Below are 20,070 nucleotides of genomic sequence, written 5' to 3'. Positions count from 1 at the left end.
CGACACCTCAGTCCGCGACGCTCGCAGTGAGACCGCGACGCTTCAGCAGCGGCTCGATAGCGGCATCCGCACCACGGAACTCGACATAGGTCTTCTTCGTATCCTGGCTGCCGCCCCGAGTGAGCAGCTCCCGGCGGTAGTGCTCCCCGGCTGCTCTCGACAGGCCACCGTGTTCGTTGAACCAGTCTTCGGTGTCGGCGTCGAGCACCTCGCTCCAGATGTAGGAGTAGTACCCGGCCGAGTAGCCGCCCGAGAAGATGTGCTGAAAGAAGCTCGTGCGGTAGCGAGGCAGCACGAGGCTCGAAGCCAGTCCCCGCTGCAGCAGCGCCTGCTGCTCGAAACGGGCCACGATCTCGCCTTCTGACGTTGAGTCGACGCCGTCGTCAGCCGCTGCTGCGGGCTCGACCAGTGCATCCGCCTCAGCGGCCGACAGCGAGTGCCATGCCAGGTCGATGACCGAGGCCTGCAGATACTCTGTGGTCTCGTAGCCCTGGTTGAACGTGCTGGCCGCCTTCAGACGGTCGATCAGCTCCTGCGGAATCACCTCGCCGGTGCGCACGTGCTTCGCATAGTGCGGCAGCACCGCAGGATGCAGTGCCCACGTCTCGTTGAACTGGCTCGGCAGCTCGACGAAGTCACGCGGCACGTTGGTGCCCGAGAACTGCGGGTAGCGCACGTCGCTCAGCAGCCCGTGCAGCCCGTGCCCGAACTCGTGGAAGAGCGTGTGCACCTCGTCGAGCGTCAGCAGTGTCGGCTCGCCCGCCGGCGGTTTCACCAGATTCAGCACGTTCACCACGATCGCACGCTCGTCCAGCAGTCGTGACTGGTCGACGAACGAGCTCATCCATGCTCCGCCGCGTTTGGTCGGTCGGGCATAGAGATCGAGCAGGAAGAGGCCGACCGCCTCGCGCTGCGCAGCCTCGCCGGCTTCAGCGACGGGCGTGCGCGAGACCTCGAACACACGAACGTCAGGGTGATAGCCGTGCAGGTCGGGCCGCTCTTCGAGATGCACGCCGTACAGCTGCTCGGCCGCGTAGAACACGCCGTCGCGCAGTACCCGCTCCACCTCGAAGTACTCACTCAGGGCCTCGGCGTCGATGTCGAACTCTCGTTTTCGATGCAGCTCGGTGTAGTACGGCCAGTCCCACGGCTGAAGCGTGAACCCCACGCCTCGCTCGGCAGACGCGGGCTCGGCGGCACCGTTCGCCTCGTCTCTCTCGCCCTCTTCGTCGATCAGCTTCTGCAGCTCACGTGCTTCGTCCCGGGCGTTCGCCATCGCGGCCGGGGCAAGCCGCTGCAGCAGGGTGTCGGCCGCCTCCAGGCTGCCCGCGGTCTCGTCGGCGAGCACGTACTCGGCATGATTCGCATAGCCGAGCAGCTCGGCACGATGCGCCCTGAGCTGAGCGATGCGTACCGCGATCGCCCGCGTGTCGTTGGGGCCGCCATGCGCGCCGCGTTCGAGAGAGGCCCGCAGAATGCGCTCACGCGTCGCACGCACCGTGAGCTTCGACAGCCATGGATGCCCGCTCGGCAGCACGAGGGTCACCATGTGCTTGCCGTGGTAGCCCGCCTCATCGGCGGCGGCGGATGCCGCGGCCAGCTCCGTCGCATTCAGGCCGTCGAGCTCGGCCGGGTCGTCGAACACCACGCCGAGTGCATTGGAATCGTCGAGCAGCCTCGCGCCGAAGCGCGTGCTCAGCGTCGAGAGCTCGGTGTTGATCTCGCGCAGACGCTGTTGCGCCTCTGGCTTCAGCGCCGCACCCGCACGCACGAACCCGAGATGTGTGCGCTCGACCAGCCAGCGCGATTCGGCATCCAACGTCAGCTCGTCGCGCTGATCGTAGACCGCCTGCACCCGCTCGAAGAGACGCGGGTTCAGCGACATCGCATCATAGTGCTCGCTGAGCACACCCGAGATGCGCTCTTCGAGTTCGAGCAGCGCCGGGGTGCCGTCGGTGCTCGTCAGGTTGAAGAACACCGAGAGCACCCGGTCGAGAGCCCGCCCGCTGTGCTCAAGCGCCACGATCGTGTTCTCGAACGTCGCAGGTTCGTCGCTGTCGACGATGTGCACGATCTCGTGGTCGTGCTGCACGAGCGCGTCGGCGATCGCCGGCTCGTAGTCGTCTTCCCCGATCGTGGCGAAGTCGGGCAGTCCATAGGGAAGCCCGGTGTGCAGCAGACGCAGTGAGAGCAGATCAGACGAAGGATGCGATGCGTGCGAAGTCATGCGGCCAGCGTACCGCGCCGGGCGGGTCGAGAAATCCCGCCCGGCGTTCGGCAGCCGTCACCGGGTCTGCATGATCAGCGGGTCTGACGGGTTACCAGGTCTGGTTGCCGTCGCCCTTCGGGCCGCCCTTGTGCCCGTCTCGGCGGTCGCTCTTGTATGCCGGGCGGTAGCTCTTGCCCTTGCCGCCGTGGCCGTTGTCCCGGCTGTCGCGGGCGGCGCGGTCGTCAGCCGTCCAACGACGCTTGGGCCCGCTGTGGCCGTCGCGCCTGAAGTCGCCCTCGCCGCGGTTGTCGCGATGCTCATGCCGGCCGCCGTTGTCGCGGTTGTCGCGTCGGTCGTCACGGTTCCAGTCCCGACGACCGCCGTCATGCCGGTCGTCACGGTTCCAGCCTCCGCGGCCTCCGTCACGTCGGTCGTCTCGATTCCAGCTGCCGCGACCTCCGCGCCGCTCGCCGTCCTGGCGGTCGTCACGTCGGTTGTCGAAACGGTCGCCGTCGCGCCGCTTCCCCTTGTACCCGCCACGGTCATTGCGGTCGTTCCGATCGTTCCGATCGTTCCGGTCGTTGCGCCAGCCTCCGCGTCCTCCGCGGTCATTGCGATCACCGCGACCGTTTCGGTCGCCACGCTCGCTGCGATCGCCACGCTCGCTGCGATCGCCACGGTACCCACCGCGGTTGTCGTGCCCGCCCTGGTAGCCTCCGCGACCGCCCTTGTTGTAGCCACCCTTGTTGTAGCCACCCTGGCGGTCGTCGCGGTTGCGGTGCGGCACGGCCTCAAGATGATCGCGCTCGGGATCGAGCAGCAGCGGTCGATCGCCCTGGGCGACGAGAGCCAGCGCCGCGGCGACGTCGGCCTCGGGCACGTCGTTGTGACGCACATAGTGGTCGATCACATCGCGCAGTTCGCTGATCTCAGATTCACGTTCGAGGGCCTCGGTGATGCCGTCGTCGAAGCGGCTCAGCCGCGACTCGTTGACCTCGTCGACGCTCGGCAGCGACATGCGGTCCATCTTCTGACGAGTGGTGCGCTCGATCTGCTCCTGCAGACGGCGCTCGCGCGGGGTGATGAAGCTGATCGCAGCCCCCGTGCGCCCGGCGCGACCGGTGCGCCCGATGCGGTGCACGTACGACTCCGGGTCGCTCGGGATGTCGTAGTTGATCACGTGTGTGATGCGTTCGACGTCCAGCCCGCGAGCGGCGACGTCGGTGGCGACGAGCACGTCGATCTGGCCGTTCTTGAGCTGCTCGACGGTGCGCTCACGCTGCGCCTGCGGAACGTCGCCGTTGATCGCGGCGGCTGAGAAGCCGCGTGCGCGCAGCCGCTCGCTGACCGTCTCCGTGTCGCCGCGGGTGCGCACGAACACGATCACGCCGTCGCTGCCCTCGACCTCGAGCACACGTGCGAGCACGTCGAGCTTCTGGCGGCCGGCGACCACGAGAAAACGCTGCGACACATTGGTGTTGGTCTGCGTCTTGGTCTTGACCGTGATCTCTGCCGGGTCATGCAGGTGCGTCTTGGCGAGACGACGGATCTGCTGCGGCATGGTCGCCGAGAACAGTGCGATCTGTCGGGTGTCGGGGGTGCTGGCGAGAATCGTCTCGACGTCGTCGACGAAGCCCATCTGCAGCATCTCGTCTGCCTCGTCGAGCACGAGCATGCGCAGCTGCGACAGGTCGAGGGTGCCGCGCTTCATGTGGTCCATGATGCGTCCCGGGGTGCCGACGACGATGTGCACACCCTTGCGCAGCGCTGAGAGCTGCATGCCGTAGGCCTGGCCGCCGTAGACCGGCAGAATGCGCACGCCGGGCATCTTCTGCGCGAACCGCTCGACGGCCTCGCAGACCTGGAGCGCCAGCTCGCGGGTGGGGGCGAGCACCAGCGCCTGAGGTGCGTTCACCTGTGGGTCGACGGATGCCAGCATCGGAAGCGCGTAGGCCGCGGTCTTGCCGGTGCCGGTCTGGGCCTGGCCGACGACGTCGCGTCCGGCGAGCAGAGTCGGAATGGTGGCCGACTGGATCGGAGAAGGGGTCTCGTAGCCGATGGCGTCGAGCGCATCGAGCAGCGGCTTGGGCAGCCCGAGATCGGCGAACGCGTTGCCCGTCGTCTCGTCGGCGTCGGTCTTGGCCTCAGCCTGAGTCTCAGCCTTGGTCTCGGCCTGAGCGCTCTCTGTGGCGCTCGAATTCTCTGCTGGTGCGGTGGTCTCGGCGACCGTCTCGGCGGCAGGCTCAGCAGACTCGGACTCAGCAGGGCGTTCGGAAGGGGTGTTCACAGGGGTGTGCTCCTCAGCTGCCGGCGTGTGCTCGGCAGCGGTGTCGATGGCAGCTGACGCGTCGCTCGCGTCAGCAGATGGTGCAGAAGAAGATGAAGAAGATGTGGGAGAAGACGAAGAACCAGCGGCAGAATCAGAAGTCACCAACTGATCGTAGTCGCTGGCAGGGTGTCGCGTCCACAGCGCAGGGTAGTCCTCTGCCGCGACACATGCTATCAGCATCCTCTGGCGTTCGTCGCTGTGAAGGCTCTCTCTGCTTCTTTCGCGTCCAGGGTGATGGGGTCGGATGGTCCCGGGTGGTGGAACGGAGGGCGGCGGGGCGTGGTGGGTTCCCAAGTATTGACCAGCTGATAAACAAGCCTTCGACAGCGGCTTCACTGACCCTAGACTGGAAGTCGGACATCACGCGCCGGCGAGTGCACAGGGAACCTCCCGAGCTGCAGGCTGGTGCGACGTTGAGAGGAACCTCATGTCAAACAGCATCGATGCAGATCTCGTCAAGAAGGGCATTGGGTCGATTCGCACCGCACTCGGCATCAGCGGTGTGCTGACACTGCTCGCCGGTATCGCCATCACGTTCTGGCCAGGGCGCAGCGCCGAGCTCGCCGTCGCGATCGTCGCGATCTACACGATCATCGGCGGTCTCGTCTACGGCGCGATCTCGATCTTCGGCAAGCTGCAGTCGGGCTGGGGGCGGGTCGGCGACATCCTGCTGGCCGTGTTCATGATCGTCATCGGCATCGTAGCGTTCGCGAACCTCGGCTCGGCCGCTGCGGCCTTCGGCATCGTGCTGGGCATTCTCGTCGGTATCGCCTGGTTCGTCGAGGGCATCGTGGCCCTCGCCTTCGTCGGAGACTCCGACTCGAAGGCCTGGAGCATCATCTTCGCCGTGCTCAGCATCATCGCGGGCATCACGCTGCTCTTCTCACCGCTGTGGGGCGCCGCCGTGCTCTGGCTGCTGCTGGGCGTCTCGGCGATCATCCTCGGCGTCGCGCAGATCATCCGCGCGTTCCAGTTCGGCAAGTCGCTGCGCTGAGCGCATGCCTGCGCGGACAGCGCAGGAGGCCCCTGAACATGCGGCATGAAAGAAGCCCCCGAGAAGATCGTGAGACCTTCTCGGGGGCTTTCTGTCGGGGTAGCGGGATTTGAACCCACGACCTCCTCGTCCCGAACGAGGCGCGCTACCAAGCTGCGCTATACCCCGTCGCTGAGAATCAGCGGCAACTGCTATAGCTTAGTCCATTCTGAGGCGCAGTTTCAATGTGTGGTCGTCGCCGTGCGGAACGACAGTGCGTCGCAACGGCAGCAGCAGGAGCTCAGACTGTGGCCGGCGCATCCTCGTCTCGCGCCACCAGAGTGAGAAGCGTGGCCTCGGGGCGGCAGTTGAAACGCACCGGTGCATAGATCGAGGTGCCCAGCCCAGCACTGACGTGCAGCCACGAACTGCGATCGCCGGTCGTCCACTCGTGCAGCCCCTTCACAAAAGGCCGAGGCAGATCGCAGTTGGTGGTCAGCGCGCCGAAGAACGGCACGCACACCTGGCCACCATGCGTATGGCCGGCGAGCATGAGCTCGGCGCCCATCGAGGTGAAGCCGTCGAGCACACGCTGGTAGGGGGCATGCGTCACACCGAGCGTGAGATCGACGTCTGCGGACATGCCGGCGATGCGTCGACGCAGCCCCTCGGGATCATCGTTGCCGAGGTGAGCGTCGCCGGTGCCGACCAAGCCGATCCGGCTGCCGTTCACCGTCAGCTGAGCGGTCTGATTGTTCAGATTGCGCCAGCCTGCTTCGACGAGACGGTGGGTGAGTGCAGCTGTGTCGATATCCGGAGTCTCTCGTCCGACGCGGCTGGAGTGCAGCAGATACGAGAGCGGATTCTTCGGAATCGGTGTGAAGTAGTCGTTCGATCCGTAGACGAAGGCGCCCGGTACGTCCAGCAGTGGCTCCAAGGCATCCAGAATCGCCGGCAATGCCTCCGCATGGCCGTAGTTGTCGCCGGTGTTGATGACCAGATCGGGCTTCAGCGAGGCCAGATCACGGGTCCACGCGACGCGCGCACGCTGCCAAGGCGCCAGATGCAGGTCGGCGACGTGCAGCATCCGCAGAGGCTGACTGCCCTCGGGCAGCACAGGCACCGTGAACTGACGCAGCGCGAAGCTGTTGCGTTCGATCAGCGAGCCGTACGCGAGCGCGCCGATCCCAGCCAGCGCGGCGATGCCGAGCGAGGATGCGAACGTGCGCAGACCCGACAGCCTCGCGTCGTTCTCTGCACTGGGCCCAGACGACCCTGGTGCCGCCGTAGTCATCACTGTGCTGATGGGCTCGGCGAGGCACCCGCCCCGTCTGCGGGAGCGTTCGACGCGCCCTCCTTGCCAGAGCTGAGGTAGATGGTCACCAGCGCCCCGGCGTCGGCCGGGCCGCCGCCAGCGGGATCAGTGGCCACGACCTGGCCTGCAGGCACGGAATCGGAGGGTCGACGTTCAGGCGAGATGGCCACTTGGAAGCCGGCGTCTTCGAGCTGCTGCTGCGCCTCTTCGGGCGTCTTGCCGGTCACATCGGGCATATCAGTGCTGCGGAAGGTCAGCGAGGTGTCATCGGGAGCCGGGAACGATGCCGCGCCCGGGTACCTGCTGTGCACGCCTCGCTGGATGTCCTTCCACATGGAGTAACGGACGTTCCAACCGGCCACGCCTTTGATGCGGTAGTACCGGAGGTCGGCCTTGTTGTTGGTCGTGCCGGTGTTGCCGATCCAGGTCGCCTGCACCGTCGAAGTGGTGTAGCCGACCAGCCAGGTCTGATGGTAGCTGTCGGTTGAACCGGTCTTGCCTGCGACCGCCGAGCCGTCTCCGGGGTTCGCCTGCCCGGCAGTGCCGTCGCGGTCGAACACGCCTTGCAGCGCTGAGGTCGCAGTGCGGGCGACCGTCGGCGTCACTGCTTCGGAGCACTGCGACGACGGGGTCGGGCGCTCGCTGCCGTTGTTGCCGTCGACGACGCTCAGAATCGCCTTGGGTGTGCAGTACCTGCCGTCGTTCGAGATGCCGGCGTAGGCGCCTGCGATCTGGATCGGTGCGATGGTGTTCGCCGAACCGCCGATGATGCTGGTCGGCACGTGGTCAAGGTCTTCGCCATTGGCAGACTTCGTGATGCCGAAAGAGGCCGCGGTGTCTTTGATGTCGCAGAGGTCGAGCTGCTTCGCCATCGCGGCGAAACCGGTGTTCACCGAGTTCTTCGTCGCATAGCGCACGTCGAACGACGAGGGCATGTTCGGCACAGCGTTGTCGAGCTGCCAGGTGCCGACATAGCCGCCGGGCTGGCACCGATCGGGAAAGTCCTTCTGCCTCAGTGTGGCCGGTGCGGGTGCGTTCAGCCGCTCATTGAGCGAATGGCCCTGTTTCAGCCAGTCGAGCAGAGTGAACACCTTGTATGTCGAACCGGGCTGGAAGCCGGATGAGCCGCCCTCGTCTTTCGTGGTGCTGTAGTTGATTGCGGTTCGGCTGTTGTCGCCGGTGGAGTCATCCGTCTGCGAGAAGGTGCGGTTCTGCGCCATGGCCAGCACATTGCTGCTCCCGACCTGCAGAATCGTCGTGGCCGCGCCAATCTTGTCGTTGCGGTTGATGTTCTTGTCGATGGCTGCCTGGGTGTCGTCCTGCAGCCCGAGGTCGATGCTGGTGTGAATCTGCAGGCCTCCGCGGCGCAGCAGAGCCGTGCGGTCTTCGGGAGTGTCGCCGTACGCGGAGTCATTGCGAATCAGGTTCACGACGTAGTCGCAGAAGTAGCTTGCGTTGTGGGTGGCCGCCTCACAGCCTCGAGGCTGTTGGGTGATATGCGGCTCGATCGGGGTGGCGATCGCCGCATCGGCGGTCGGCTGGTCGATGTAGCCGTGTTCGACCATGCGGTTCAGTACGAGATCACGGCGGGCCTTGGCGCGGTCCAGGTTCTCAGGCGCGTCGACACGGTAGGCGTTGGGCGAGGGAAAGACGCTGACGAGCTGGGCCGCCTCGGGCAGCGTCAGGTCTGAAGCATTCTTGCCGTAGTAGTACTGAGCGGCTGCGCCGATGCCGTAGACGTTGCCGCCGAACGAGGCATAGTTCAGATAGCTGGTGAGAATCTGCTCTTTCGAGTAGTTCTGCTCGAGGCCGATCGCATAGCGCATCTCGAGCAGCTTGCGCGAGGCACTCTCTTCACGCGCCTCGTTGATGGCCGACTCGTCGTTCTCCCACTCGGCCGCCTCGATGCGCAGGTTGCGCACCAGCTGCATGGTGATCGTCGAAGCGCCGGACTGAGTCGAGCCGCTCGACTGGTTCTGCAGCACGGCACGGGCGACGGCGGCGAAGTCCACGCCCCCGTGGTCGTAGAAGCGCGGGTCTTCGATCGAGACCACCGCATTCTTCGCGAGCTCAGGCATCTGATCTGCGGTCAGCGGGATGCGGTTCTTCTCGTAGAACGTGGCGAAGGCCACGTCTTGGCCGTTGAGCTTGCCGTACAGGGTCGAGGGGCTCTGCAGCTCGACGTTGGCGAGTGAGGCGGGCAAGGTTTTGGCGATGTTGACCGCGTCGGCGCCGAACACGCTGGCGATGGCCAGAGCAGGTGTCGACATGCCGACTGCGACGAGGCCGAGTGCGGCGGACGCGGCGATGAACCGCACGATCGCGCGGCTGGAACGTCGCCGGTTTGCGGGCAGGTGAGAAGACATAGGCTAGATGCTACGCGATTATCCTATGAATGGAGCAGCCATGGTCAAGTGGGAATACTTCACCGCCCCTCTCATCATCCACAACACCCAGCAGATTCTCAACAACTTCGGATCCGAGGGGTGGGAGCTGGTCCAGATCGTCGAGGGGCCCACCGGCGGCCTCGTCGGCTACTTCAAGCGACCCATCGAGGAGCAGGCATGACTTTCACCAGCAGACTCAACGAGCTGGGCATCACCCTTCCTGCGGTCGCAGCCCCGGTGGCCGACTACGTGCCGGCACTGCGCATCGGCAGCCTGGTGCACACTTCAGGGCAGCTGCCCTTCATCGACGGCGAGCTGCCGGCCATCGGCAAGGTCGGCGTCGGCGAGGGCCTGGTACCGCCTGAAGAGGCGAAGACCCTGGCGCGCACGGCGGGTCTGAACGCGATCGCGGCGGCGGCGGATGCTGCGGGCGGCATCGACCGCATTGCTCGCGTCGTGAAGGTGGTCGGCTTCGTCTCGTCTGCGCCCGATTTCACCGGTCAGCCCGGCGTGATCAATGGCGTCAGCGAGCTGCTCGGCGAGGTCTTCGGCGAGGCCGGAGCACATGCGCGCAGCGCCGTCGGCGTCGCCGTGCTGCCGCTCGACTCCCCGGTCGAGGTCGAGATCACGGTTGAGCTCGTCGCCGACTGATCTCTGCCGGCTGGTCTTGATCTGCGTCGACTGATCTGTGCCGACTGATCTGTGCCGACTGATCTGCGCACAGACTGTTTCATGCCATGAAGCTGTGCACAGGTCGCATTCGTCTGTCGCGCACGCGGTCAGACCGCTGCACGATGGGCGCATGCCGCACAGACACCGCGTCTCTCTCAACGCCACAGCAGCACGTGGGCCGATGACGGAACTCGCGACCACCGCGCCCTCGTCGCCTTCGCCGACGCTGCCAGCCGCATCCGCCGCCTGCGATGCCGAGACGCTCGGCGCGTTCGGCCCGCTGCGCACGCTGATCACCCGCGCCGGAGTGACCGACGTGCTCGTCACCGCGCCCGATGAGATCTGGGTCGATCGGGGCAAGGGCGTCGAACGAGTGCCTCTGCGTCTCAGCGGGCAGCGCCAGCTGCGGGCGCTCGCGGTCTCGCTCATCGCCGCCGGAGGGCGGCATCTCGACGATGCGACGCCCTTCGTCGACGTGCGGTTGGGTGAGCTGCGTGTGCACGCGGTGCTGCCGCCCGTGGCAGTCGGCGGCGTCCAGCTCTCGGTGCGTGTGCCCCAGCGAGGGCTGCACGACTTCGGCTCGCTGCTTGGCACAGGCATGATCGTCGCCGGGCATGAAAGGCTGCTGCGCGACGCCATCGACTCGGGTGCGAATCTGCTCATCACGGGGGCGACCGCCACCGGCAAGACGACGCTGCTGCGGGCGCTGCTGCAGCTGGTCGAGCATGATCAGCGCATCATCTGCGTCGAAGACGTCGCCGAGCTTGATGTGCGGCACCCGCACGTCGTGCAGCTCGAGACGCGGCAGCCCAATGCCGACGGTCTCGGCGCAGTCGGCCTCGACGTCCTGCTGCGCCAGGCCCTGCGTATGCGTCCCGACCGCATCGTTGTCGGTGAGTGCCGTGGGCCCGAACTGATGCTGCTGATGACCGCACTGAACACGGGGCATCGAGGCGGGGCGGGCACACTGCATGCCAACTCGGTCGCCGACGTGCCGGCTCGGCTCGAGGCACTGGCGCTGATGTGCGGCGTCAGCGAACGAGCCTTGGCACGTCAGGCGGCCAGTGCCTTCGACCTCGTCTTGCACCTCGGGCGCAGTGCCGGTGTGCGGCGTCTCGAACAGGTCGGGCGCCTCGAAGTCGACGCCGACGGACTGCTCGTCGCACGGGTCCTGACCGTCGACTCTGAACATCCGAGCGTTCACGGGCCCCCACAGTCCACCGACCGCATCACGCACGCACCGAGCCGATGACCGAGTCTCTCGGCAGCACGGCAGAGGCGCTCAGTGCGCTCTCCGCTCTCGTCGATGCGGGGGTCGCCCCGCATCGAGCGCTCGAGCTCGTGGCCGACGGCGTCGGCGGTCTCGACGGCGAAGTGCTCGCCGAGGCGCTGCCCAGAGTCCGGCAGCATGGCGCCTCGGCGTCGCTGCTCGATGCGGCGGCGCGGCTGTCCTATGCGCCACGCCGGTTCGGCGAGCAGCGGGGCAGAGCGCTGCAGCAGTCGGTTCGCAGCTGGCGCCGCATTGCGGCCGTCTGGGGCATTGCCGAACGAGCCGGGGCTCCGCTGGCCGATGCGCTGCGGCGCATGTCCGGCATGCTCGAACAGCTTGAGCGCATCGAGACTGAGTCCCGCATCGTCGCGTCCGGTCCGACGTCCACAGCGCGTCTGCTGCAGGCGATGCCGTTGGTCGGCGTGCTGCTGGGGGCGCTGCTCGGCGTCGATTCGCTCGGAGTGCTCTTCGGTACGCCGTTCGGGTGGGGCTGCCTCGTCGTGGCGCTGGTGCTGATGCTGGTGGGCGCTCGCTGGCAGAAGAAGATGCTCGCTTCGCTGCAGCCGCCCGACGACTCTGACGGCATGCTGCTGTTAATGGTGTCGCTGGGGGTTCGGGCGGGGCACGCCGCCGACAGCGCGATCGACCTGAGCGAGCGGATGCTGACTCGCGCCGGCCTTGACGCCGACCGAGACGACGAGCGCGCGAGGCTCGATCGTCTGGTCGCACTCTGGCAGCGCTCCGGCGTGCCGCTGTTGGGGCTGCTCGACGGTCAGCTCGACGACGTGGCACGCATGCGTGCGGCCGCATTGCGAGTGCGTGCCGCCCGGCTCGAGACGCTGCTGCTGTTACCCCTGGGCGTCTGTTCGCTGCCGGCCTTCATCGTGGTCACCGTATTGCCGATGATCGCGTCGATTCTGTTCTCCACATTCGTCGATCTGCGCTGATCTGTGCACAGCGGTCACATATCCCAGCTCTCTCTCCTCGGCCTCCGCGACGCTGGAAGCGCAGCCGGGTTCATCCCTGACGCAGCAAAGAAAAGCACATCGAAGAAAAGAGGACACCATGTCGACGATCACCACAGTGACTGACCCCTCAGAGCCACATGGCCGCCGAGCTCTGCGCGCGGTCGCCAGCGCGCTGCTGCTGCGCGTCTCGCTGGCCGTCACCGACGTCGCGGCCGCGGCGGCTGCGCTGGCGCTGCAGCGTCTGAACGAGCTCAGGGCGCGACCACAGGAAAGCGGAGCCGCCACTGCGGAGTACGCCATTGCGATGCTCGCCGCTGTGGGCTTCGCAGGCGTGCTCGTGGTCATTCTGCGCGGCGACGAAGTGCGCGGGGTGCTCACCAACCTTGTGCGCAATGCGCTCAACGCGGCGCCTTAGAACGGCACCCGAGAATATGACTGTGCGCAGCACCAGAGGCGAGCGTGCTGAAGGCGCCGTCCGTGGCAGGGCTTGGGATGCCTGCGAACAGGAGCGTGGGTCGGCCACCGCAGAACTGGCCGTCGTGCTGCCCGTCGTCGTGCTGGTGCTGGGCCTCGTGCTCGGCACCGGCGCGGCGTCGGCTCGCATCACCACGACCACAGAGGCCGCTGCGGCCGCCGCACGCAGCCTGGGCCGCGGCGAGTCTCAGGCACAGGCGCGCAGCCTCGCCGCCCAGGTGCAGCCAGACGCGACGCTGCAGATCTCCGACCAAGGCGATCTGGTCTGTGTGCGCGCGAACTCTGCCCAGCGTCTGCTCGGTGCGCTGCCGCTCGATATCACCCAACGTGTGTGCGTGCCGCGCGGAGGCCGCTGAGGGTCGTTGCGATGCCGCCAGCGCGTGCTGACACGCCGGGTTCCGTCGAACACCCGATTCGCCGCGAGCGCACAGAGTTCCCGGCCCACATGCGACCAGTCGCAGAGAAGAGGAACGAACGGTGACGAACGACTCAGAACGGGGCAGCATGACCGTCGGCATCGTCGTGCTGGTCGCCGCCGTGACGCTGCTGGCTGCGCTGGCAGGCGTCATCGCCGCACAGAGTCAGCACGACCAGGTGCGAGCGGCTGCAGGCATCGCCGCGCTGCAGGCCGCTGACGCACAGCGTGGGCTGATCGCAGACGTCCCGTGCGCACGAGCCGAACGTGTCGCCGTCGCCCACGCGGCGACAGTGGCATCGTGCGGCGAGACTGACCGCGGCATGCTCGTCACGCTGACTCGTGACACGCTGCTCGGCCGTGCTGCCGCCACAGCGCATGCCGGCCGCAGCGACGAAGATTAGATACCGAGTGGCTCAGGCGCTGCACGGCTTGTCGCGGGCCTCGTCTTTATCGAGTCGCGGGCGTCGTCTTTGTAGAACCGAGAGTGCTCCCCTATATTGTGGAACGACGAGTCACAACTGACGGAAGACTGAATCTCAAGGTCGCCGGGCGAGCTGTGACCGCAGGAACACCGCTAGTGCGCGGGGTGAGGAATCTCAAGTGGCACATACGAAGAGGCTGGTCATCGTCGAGTCTCCGGCCAAGGCGAAGACCATCGGCAAGTATCTCGGCGAAGACTACACAGTGCTCGCCTCGGTCGGTCACGTGCGTGACCTCATCGAGCCCAAGAACCTTCCGCCAGAGCTGAAGAAAGGCTCGCTCGGCAAGTTCTCGGTCGACGTCGACCACGGGTTCGAGCCGTATTACGAGGTCAGCAGCTCGAAGAAGAAGACCGTCGCCGAGCTGCGCCGAGCGTTGAAAGGTGCCGACGAGCTCTATCTCGCAACTGATGAGGACCGCGAAGGGGAGGCCATCGCGTGGCACCTGCTGCAGGTGCTCAAGCCGAAGGTTCCCGTGCGGCGCATGGTGTTCCACGAGATCACCAAAGAGGCGATCACCAAGGCGAAAGAGACCACCCGAGATCTGAACACCGCGCTGGTCGATGCACAGGAGACCCGACGCATCCTCGACCGTCTCTACGGCTACGAGATCTCGCCCGTGCTCTGGCGCAAGGTCGGGCCGGGCCTTTCGGCAGGGCGAGTGCAGTCGGCGGCGACCCGTCTGGTGGTCGACCGTGAGCGCGAGCGCATCGCCTTTCGATCGGCCGAGTACTGGGACGTCGTCGTCGAGGCCAAGGCCGATGAAGACGCGACCGAGTTCGAGGCTCGACTGGTCAGCTACAACGGCGTGAAGATCGCGACGGGGCGAGACTTCAGCGACCGAGGTGAGCTGAAGACCGCTGCGCATGTGCTCACCGGCGACGAGGCCACGGCGCTCGCGACCGCACTCGAATCAGCGCGGCTCGAGGTCGCATCCGTCGAATCGAAGCCGTATCGTCGTCGTCCGGCAGCACCGTTCACCACCTCGACGCTGCAGCAGGAGGCCGCACGAAAGCTGCGCTTCTCGGCGCGACAGACGATGAGCCTGGCGCAGGGGCTGTACGAGAACGGCTACATCACCTATATGCGAACCGACTCGCCGATTCTGTCGCATCAGGCGGTCACCGCCGCCCGGGCGCAGGCGAAGTCGCTCTATGGCGAGAGCTCGGTGCCTGAGAAGCCTCGTGTCTACACCGGCAAGTCGAAGAACGCGCAGGAGGCGCACGAGGCGATCCGTCCGTCGGGCGACCACTTTCGGCTGCCCAGCGATCTGCGCTCGAACCTGCGCGCCGACGAGCTGAAGCTCTACGACCTGATCTGGAAGCGCACCGTCGCCTCGCAGATGGCCGATGCGACCGGTTCGACCGCCACAGCCACGCTGCGCTACGACGGCAAGGGCGTGAAGAGCGAGTTCACCGCCTCGGGCACGGTCATCACGTTCCGCGGCTTTCTCGACGCCTACGAAGAGGGACGTGACGCCGACCGCCACGCGACCGCAGAGCGCGCCGCCAAAGAGCGTCGGCTTCCGGAGCTCGCGCAGGGGCAGTTCGTCTCGGTGATCGAACCCGAGTCGAAGCAGCACGAGACGCTGCCTCCGCCGCGCTACACCGAGGCGAGCCTGGTCAAGACCCTCGAAGAGCTGGGCATCGGGCGCCCGTCGACGTACGCGGCGATCATCTCGACCATCGTCGACCGCGGCTACGTGACGCCCAAGGGGCAGTCACTCGTGCCGACATGGGTCGCGTTCTCAGTGGTGCGTCTGCTCGAGCAGCACTTCACGTCGCTGGTCGACTACGACTTCACCGCAGGCATGGAGGGCGACCTCGACCGTATCGCCGCCGGTCAGGAAGACCGCCGCCACTGGCTCAGCCAGTTCTACTTCGGCGAAGGCGATCACCCCGGCCTGCGCTCGGTCATCGACAACCTGGGCGAGATCGACGCCCGCGGCATCAACTCGACGCCGATCACCGACGCGATCACGCTGCGCATGGGCAAGTTCGGCCCGTATCTCGAGCAGCAGGTCGACGGGGAGGAGACCCCGAAACGGGTGAGCCTGCCTGACGGCCTCGAGCCCGATGAGCTCACTGCAGCGAAGGCCGTCGAGATCATGGATCGCCCGAGCGGTGATCGCGAACTCGGTGTGAACCCCGACACCGGGCACACCGTCGTCGTCAAGGCTGGTCGTTTCGGGCCGTACGTCACCGAGACGCTGCCCGAGGGCGAGGAGTGGCCCAAGGGGGTCAAACCGCCGACGGCGTCGCTGTTCCGCAGCATGGAGCCGGCGACGGTCGACCTGGCCACAGCCCTGAAACTGCTCTCGCTGCCGCGCGTGGTCGGCGAGGTCGACGACGTGCCCGTCGAGGCGCTCAACGGCCGCTACGGGCCGTACCTCAAACACGGCAAAGAGACGCGTTCGCTGCCCGACGAGGATGCGATCTTCTCGATCGACCTCGAGAAGGCGAAAGAACTGCTGGCTCAGCCGAAGTACGGCGGTCGTCGCGCGGCGGCTCCACCGCTGCGCGAGTTCGACAAGCCCGACCCGGTCAGTGAGAAGCCGATCGTCGTGAAGAACGGCCGTTTCGGGCCGTACGTCACCGACGGTGAGATCAACGCGACCGTACCCAAGGCCGAGAACGCCGAAGAGCTCACCTACGAGCGTGCCGTCGAGCTGCTCGCCATCAAGCGAGAGAAGGGTCCGGCCAAGAAGCGCACTCGTAAGGCCCCCGCGAAGAAGACGACTGCTCGCAAGACCGCGGCAAAGAAGACCACGGCGGCGAAGACGTCCACAGCCAAGAAGACGGCCACGGCGAAGAAAGCCCCGGCGAAGAAGACGACAACGGCCAAGACAGCCACGGCAGCGAAGCCCGCGACCGCAGGTGACGGCGAGAGCACCGGCCAGTGACCGAGAAGGCTGAGCGGCATGGCCTCTTCGTCACCATCGAAGGCATCGATGGTGCCGGGAAGTCGACCCAGCTGACCCTGCTGCGAGACTGGCTGACCGCAGCAGGCCATGAAGTCGTCTCGACCTTCGAACCGGGTGCGACGCCGCTCGGCGGCAGCCTGCGAGAGCTGCTGCTGCATACTGAGAGCCCGGTCTCCGAGCGCGCCGAGGCGCTGCTCTACGCCGCCGACCGCGCCCAGCACGTCGATCAGGTCGTGCGGCCCGGTCTCGAACGCGGCGCGGTCGTGATCTCTGACCGGTATCTCGATTCGTCGATCGCTTATCAGGGCGCCGGGCGACGGCTGCTCGCGAACGAGATCCGTGATCTGTCGCTCTGGGCGACCGACGGGCTGCTGCCCAATCTGACCGTGCTGCTCGACCTGCCGATCGCTCAGGCGGCGTCGCGGGTGGATGCCGAGCCCGGCGAACGGGACCGTCTCGAGAGCGAGCGTGCAGACTTCCACCAGCGCGTGCGCAGCGGCTTTCTCGCGTTGGCGGCCGCCGATCCTCAGCGTTTCGAGATCATCGACGCCCGACTGGCGGTCGACGACATCGCCGAGCGCATCCGCCGCGCCGTCATGCAGCGGCTGACAGGGCAGATCGCTGCCGACGACTCTGTCGGCGAACCTGCGAGCCCTGATGTCAGCGGCGAACGCTAGGCTCCACACATGAACGCACCCGCAGCATCCGCATCACTGAGTCGGCGACTCGTCGGCCAGCCGCAGGTCGTCGCCCAGCTCGAGCACACCATCGCGCACGCCGACGACCCCAAAGTGATGACGCACGCCTGGCTGTTCACCGGCCCGCCCGGGTCGGGCCGGTCGGTCGCCGCGCTCGCCTTTGCCGCCGAGCTGCAAGCGATCGGCGCCAGCGATCCCGATCATCAGCGGGTGATGGTCGAGGCGGGCACGCACCCCGATGTGCAAGTGGTGCGCACCGATAAAGTCATCATCAGCATCGACGAGGTGCGTGACATCGTGCGCCAGTCGCAGCTGTCGCCGTCGGTGGGGCGCTGGCGCATCCAGGTCATCGAAGACGCCGACCGCATGAGCGAGCACACCTCGAACGTGCTGCTCAAATCGCTCGAAGAGCCGCCCGACCGCACCGTGTGGATTCTCTGCGCACCGGGCGAGGCCGATCTGCTGCCGACCATCCGCTCGCGCGTGCGCATCGTGCGGCTGGGCACGCCCTCTCCAGACGCCATCGCCGATCTGCTCACGAGCGAGTCGAGCGTGAGCCGCGACCTGGCGCTGCTGGCCGCCCGAGCCGCGCAGTCGCACATCGGCATGGCGCGGCGTCTGGCCACCGACTCTGCGGCCCGTGAACGGCGACGCTCGTCACTCACCGGCATCCTGAGCATCGACAGTCTCAGCCGTGCCATGGCCGTCTCGCGCCAGCTGCTGCAGATCGCCAAAGACGACGCCACTGCGCTGGTCGGCGACGAAGAGCAGCAGGAACGCGCCAAGCTGATGCGTCAGATGGGGCTCGGCCCCGACGACCGGGTGCCGCCGAAGCTGCGCTCGCAGCTGCGCGAGGCCGAAGACAACTGGAAGCGTCGCTCGAAGCGCGCGCTGGCCGACGGCGTCGACCGGGTGCTCACCGATGCGCAGGCGCTGCTGCGAGACGCGCTGCTGTCGAAGCTGGGCAGCGGGCAGCAGCTGATCAACGGCGACCTGATCGACGAGCTGCAGACCTTCGCACGGCGCTACACCGAGGCTCAGCTGCTGCACGGCATCGACGCCACCGAGCAGGCGAGAGGCCAGCTGGCGCACAACGTCTCGCCGGCCCTCGTGCTCGACGCATATCTGGCGAGTCTCGTTCCGGGGGTGCTGCAGTGACCCGGGCGGGCCGGTCGGCTCGAACGAGACCGCTGCTGGCCGCGCTCGCCGGTCTCGTTGCGCTGGCGCTCTCTCTTGGCGGATGCGCCCTCGGTCCGGTCGTCTCGGGATCGGACCCGAACTCCGGTGCGGCCGACGACTTCGACCCGACGCAGGGTGTGCCCGCCGAGCTGCAGCAGTTCTACAGCCAGCAGCTCGACTGGTCAGACTGCGGCGACGGCGCAGACTGCGCGGCGCTCACGCTGCCGCTCGACTGGTCGCAGCCGCAGGGCGACACCGTTTCGGTCGCTCTCGCCCGAAAGGCTGCCGACGGCAGCGGGCATCACCGGGCACTGGTGATGAACCCCGGTGGCCCCGGGGCTCCAGCCCTGCAGTACGCCACCGACAAGTCGTACCGCGACTACTTCTTCGGGTCTGCGCTGCAGCGTGAGTTCGACATCGTGACCTTCGACCCGCGAGGCGTCGCAGGCAAGTCCACGCCGGTGCGCTGTGTCGATGCGAAGCAGATGGATCACTACCTCTACGACCTGCCGGCTGCGCAGCGAGGCACCCCGGCATACATCGCCGAGTCAGAGGCGAGTTCGAAAGCGTTCGGTGCGGCCTGCCAGGCCAACACCGGCCCGCTGCTCGGGCATGTCGACACGGCAAGCGTCGCCCGTGACCTCGACGTGCTTCGAGCCGCCATGGGGCAGCCGCAGCTCGACTACCTCGGCTATTCGTATGGAACGCGGATCGGCGCTACGTACGCCGATCTCTTCCCTGATCGAGTCGGGGCGTTCGTGCTCGATGGGGCCGTCGACCCCTCGCTGTCGGCCGAAGACATGCTCGTCGAGCAGGTCGGCGGGTTCGAATCGGCGGCGCGGTCATTCCTGCAGAACTGCGTCTCGAACGCCTCCTGCCCCTTCACCGGCACTGCAGACGAAGCCGCCACACAGCTGGCCGCACTGGTCGGCGGGCTCGACCAGCATCCGCTGTCAGTGGCAGACGGTCGTCAGCTGGGCAGTGACACCATGGTGACCGCGATCAGTTCGGCGCTGTACTCGCGCTCGCAGTGGGGCACGCTGGCTCGGGCGATCACCAGCGTGAGTCAGGGCGACGCCCGAGGTGCGATGGCTTTGGCCGATCAGTACAACTCGCGCTCGGCCGACGGCACATACGAAGACAATTCCACCGAGGTGCTCACTGCGGTCAACTGCATCGACCTGCCCGCCGACCAGACTCCAGAAGGCGTGCAGCGGCTGAACGAGCGCATCCGGGCGGCGGGGCCGGTGTTCGGGCAGTTCCAGGCAAATGGCACGGCGATGTGCAGTGGGTGGCCGGTGCCGCCCACGGGAGCGCCGCACAAGGTCAGCGCGACCGGCTCGGCGCCCATCATGGTGATCGGCACGACCGGCGACCCGGCGACGCCGTACGCCTGGGCGCAGTCGCTGGCCGACCAGCTCGACCACGGTTTTCTCGTCACGAACGTGGGTGAGGGGCACACCGCCTACAACAGCATGGCGTCGGCCTGCATCACGCGTGCGGTCGAGCGCTTTCTCGTCTCCGGTGAGCAGCCGGCCGACGGGCTGCGCTGCGAGTAGTGCGCAAGCCGCGCCGCAAGTCGTGCTGCGCGTCGTGCTGCGAATGGTGAATCCGGCTGAACTTCTGGTAGTCTGTTCGGCGGTGCCGCGAGGCATTGGCCACCTTAGCTCAGTCGGTAGAGCACTTCACTCGTAATGAAGGGGTCGCGAGTTCGATTCTCGCAGGTGGCTCTCGAATCTTCTCTGTGTTTCCTTTCTGCCTGCCACGTAGGCTGAA

The 20,070-nt window shown here is 66.7% G+C and carries 16 protein-coding genes and 2 tRNA genes; 13 read left to right on the top strand and 5 right to left on the bottom strand.

What is annotated here, in order from left to right; translation table 11 throughout:
- Nucleotides 1–7: 7 nt before the first annotated feature.
- Together F8O07_RS00775 and F8O07_RS00770 are read right to left on the bottom strand one after the other, a co-directional pair.
- On the bottom strand, nucleotides 8–2,227 hold the full coding sequence (locus F8O07_RS00775; RefSeq protein WP_158030281.1) for a M3 family metallopeptidase: 2,220 nt from the start codon (nucleotides 2,225–2,227) through the stop codon (nucleotides 8–10).
- 91 nt (nucleotides 2,228–2,318) lie between these two features.
- On the bottom strand, nucleotides 2,319–4,496 hold the full coding sequence (locus F8O07_RS00770) for a DEAD/DEAH box helicase (RefSeq protein ID WP_412973601.1): 2,178 nt from the start codon (nucleotides 4,494–4,496) through the stop codon (nucleotides 2,319–2,321).
- Between the two features lie 469 nt (nucleotides 4,497–4,965).
- Between F8O07_RS00770 and F8O07_RS00765 the strand changes: the two genes are divergently transcribed.
- Nucleotides 4,966–5,532: an HdeD family acid-resistance protein gene (locus F8O07_RS00765; RefSeq protein ID WP_158030279.1), complete on the top strand. Its 567-nt coding sequence runs from the start codon at nucleotides 4,966–4,968 to the stop codon at nucleotides 5,530–5,532.
- A gap of 94 nt (nucleotides 5,533–5,626) precedes the next feature.
- Here the strand turns inward: F8O07_RS00765 and F8O07_RS00760 are convergent.
- From F8O07_RS00760 to F8O07_RS00750, 3 genes are all read right to left on the bottom strand, one after another.
- A tRNA-Pro gene (locus tag F8O07_RS00760) sits at nucleotides 5,627–5,700 on the bottom strand.
- A gap of 112 nt (nucleotides 5,701–5,812) precedes the next feature.
- Nucleotides 5,813–6,805 (bottom strand): metallophosphoesterase, encoded by a 993-nt coding sequence (locus F8O07_RS00755; RefSeq protein ID WP_158030278.1) that lies wholly within the window; start codon nucleotides 6,803–6,805, stop codon nucleotides 5,813–5,815.
- The gene (locus tag F8O07_RS00750; RefSeq protein ID WP_158030277.1) at nucleotides 6,805–9,192 is read right to left on the bottom strand and encodes a penicillin-binding protein; all 2,388 of its coding nucleotides are present in this window, start codon (nucleotides 9,190–9,192) and stop codon (nucleotides 6,805–6,807) included. The genes F8O07_RS00755 and F8O07_RS00750 overlap by 1 nt, the downstream gene beginning before the upstream one ends.
- Before the next feature lie 40 nt (nucleotides 9,193–9,232).
- Between F8O07_RS00750 and F8O07_RS00745 the strand changes: the two genes are divergently transcribed.
- The 12 genes from F8O07_RS00745 (at nucleotide 9,233) to F8O07_RS00690 (ending at nucleotide 20,024) form a co-directional block, all read left to right on the top strand.
- The gene (locus F8O07_RS00745; protein WP_158030276.1) at nucleotides 9,233–9,394 is read left to right on the top strand and encodes a DUF4177 domain-containing protein; all 162 of its coding nucleotides are present in this window, start codon (nucleotides 9,233–9,235) and stop codon (nucleotides 9,392–9,394) included.
- The gene (locus F8O07_RS00740) at nucleotides 9,391–9,864 is read left to right on the top strand and encodes a RidA family protein (protein WP_158030275.1); all 474 of its coding nucleotides are present in this window, start codon (nucleotides 9,391–9,393) and stop codon (nucleotides 9,862–9,864) included. Before F8O07_RS00745 ends, F8O07_RS00740 begins: the two co-directional genes overlap by 4 nt.
- 151 nt (nucleotides 9,865–10,015) lie before the next feature.
- Entirely contained in the window at nucleotides 10,016–11,137 is a 1,122-nt protein-coding gene (locus F8O07_RS00735) for a TadA family conjugal transfer-associated ATPase (RefSeq protein WP_225733114.1), read from the top strand.
- Nucleotides 11,134–12,102, top strand: a complete 969-nt coding sequence (locus F8O07_RS00730) for a type II secretion system F family protein (protein ID WP_158030274.1) — start codon at nucleotides 11,134–11,136, stop codon at nucleotides 12,100–12,102. Before F8O07_RS00735 ends, F8O07_RS00730 begins: the two co-directional genes overlap by 4 nt.
- Before the next feature lie 136 nt (nucleotides 12,103–12,238).
- Nucleotides 12,239–12,538 carry a DUF4244 domain-containing protein gene (locus F8O07_RS00725; RefSeq protein ID WP_225733113.1) on the top strand — a complete coding sequence of 100 codons (300 nt, stop codon included), beginning with the start codon at nucleotides 12,239–12,241 and terminating at the stop codon, nucleotides 12,536–12,538.
- A gap of 22 nt (nucleotides 12,539–12,560) precedes the next feature.
- On the top strand, nucleotides 12,561–12,953 hold the full coding sequence (locus tag F8O07_RS00720; protein WP_225733112.1) for a TadE family type IV pilus minor pilin: 393 nt from the start codon (nucleotides 12,561–12,563) through the stop codon (nucleotides 12,951–12,953).
- A 121-nt stretch (nucleotides 12,954–13,074) separates the two neighbouring features.
- On the top strand, nucleotides 13,075–13,416 hold the full coding sequence (locus F8O07_RS00715; RefSeq protein WP_158030271.1) for a hypothetical protein: 342 nt from the start codon (nucleotides 13,075–13,077) through the stop codon (nucleotides 13,414–13,416).
- 199 nt (nucleotides 13,417–13,615) lie between these two features.
- The gene (gene topA / locus F8O07_RS00710; protein WP_158030270.1) at nucleotides 13,616–16,396 is read left to right on the top strand and encodes a type I DNA topoisomerase; all 2,781 of its coding nucleotides are present in this window, start codon (nucleotides 13,616–13,618) and stop codon (nucleotides 16,394–16,396) included.
- A complete protein-coding gene (gene tmk / locus F8O07_RS00705) occupies nucleotides 16,393–17,094 on the top strand; it encodes a dTMP kinase (RefSeq protein ID WP_158030269.1) in 702 nt (233 codons plus the stop codon). The genes topA and tmk overlap by 4 nt, the downstream gene beginning before the upstream one ends.
- Nucleotides 17,095–17,103: 9 nt before the next feature.
- A complete protein-coding gene (locus tag F8O07_RS00700) occupies nucleotides 17,104–18,273 on the top strand; it encodes a DNA polymerase III subunit delta' (RefSeq protein WP_158030268.1) in 1,170 nt (389 codons plus the stop codon).
- Nucleotides 18,270–19,853 carry an alpha/beta hydrolase gene (locus F8O07_RS00695; protein ID WP_158030267.1) on the top strand — a complete coding sequence of 528 codons (1,584 nt, stop codon included), beginning with the start codon at nucleotides 18,270–18,272 and terminating at the stop codon, nucleotides 19,851–19,853. The genes F8O07_RS00700 and F8O07_RS00695 overlap by 4 nt, the downstream gene beginning before the upstream one ends.
- A gap of 98 nt (nucleotides 19,854–19,951) precedes the next feature.
- A tRNA-Thr gene (locus F8O07_RS00690) sits at nucleotides 19,952–20,024 on the top strand.
- Nucleotides 20,025–20,070 lie beyond the last annotated feature (46 nt).

This window comes from Pseudoclavibacter sp. CFCC 13796 (genome assembly GCF_008831185.1).
In the GTDB taxonomy this organism is placed as follows: Bacteria; Actinomycetota; Actinomycetes; order Actinomycetales; family Microbacteriaceae; genus Pseudoclavibacter_A.
The sequence above is the reverse complement of the archived record's forward strand: the minus strand, read 5'-3'. Positions and strand labels throughout refer to the sequence as shown.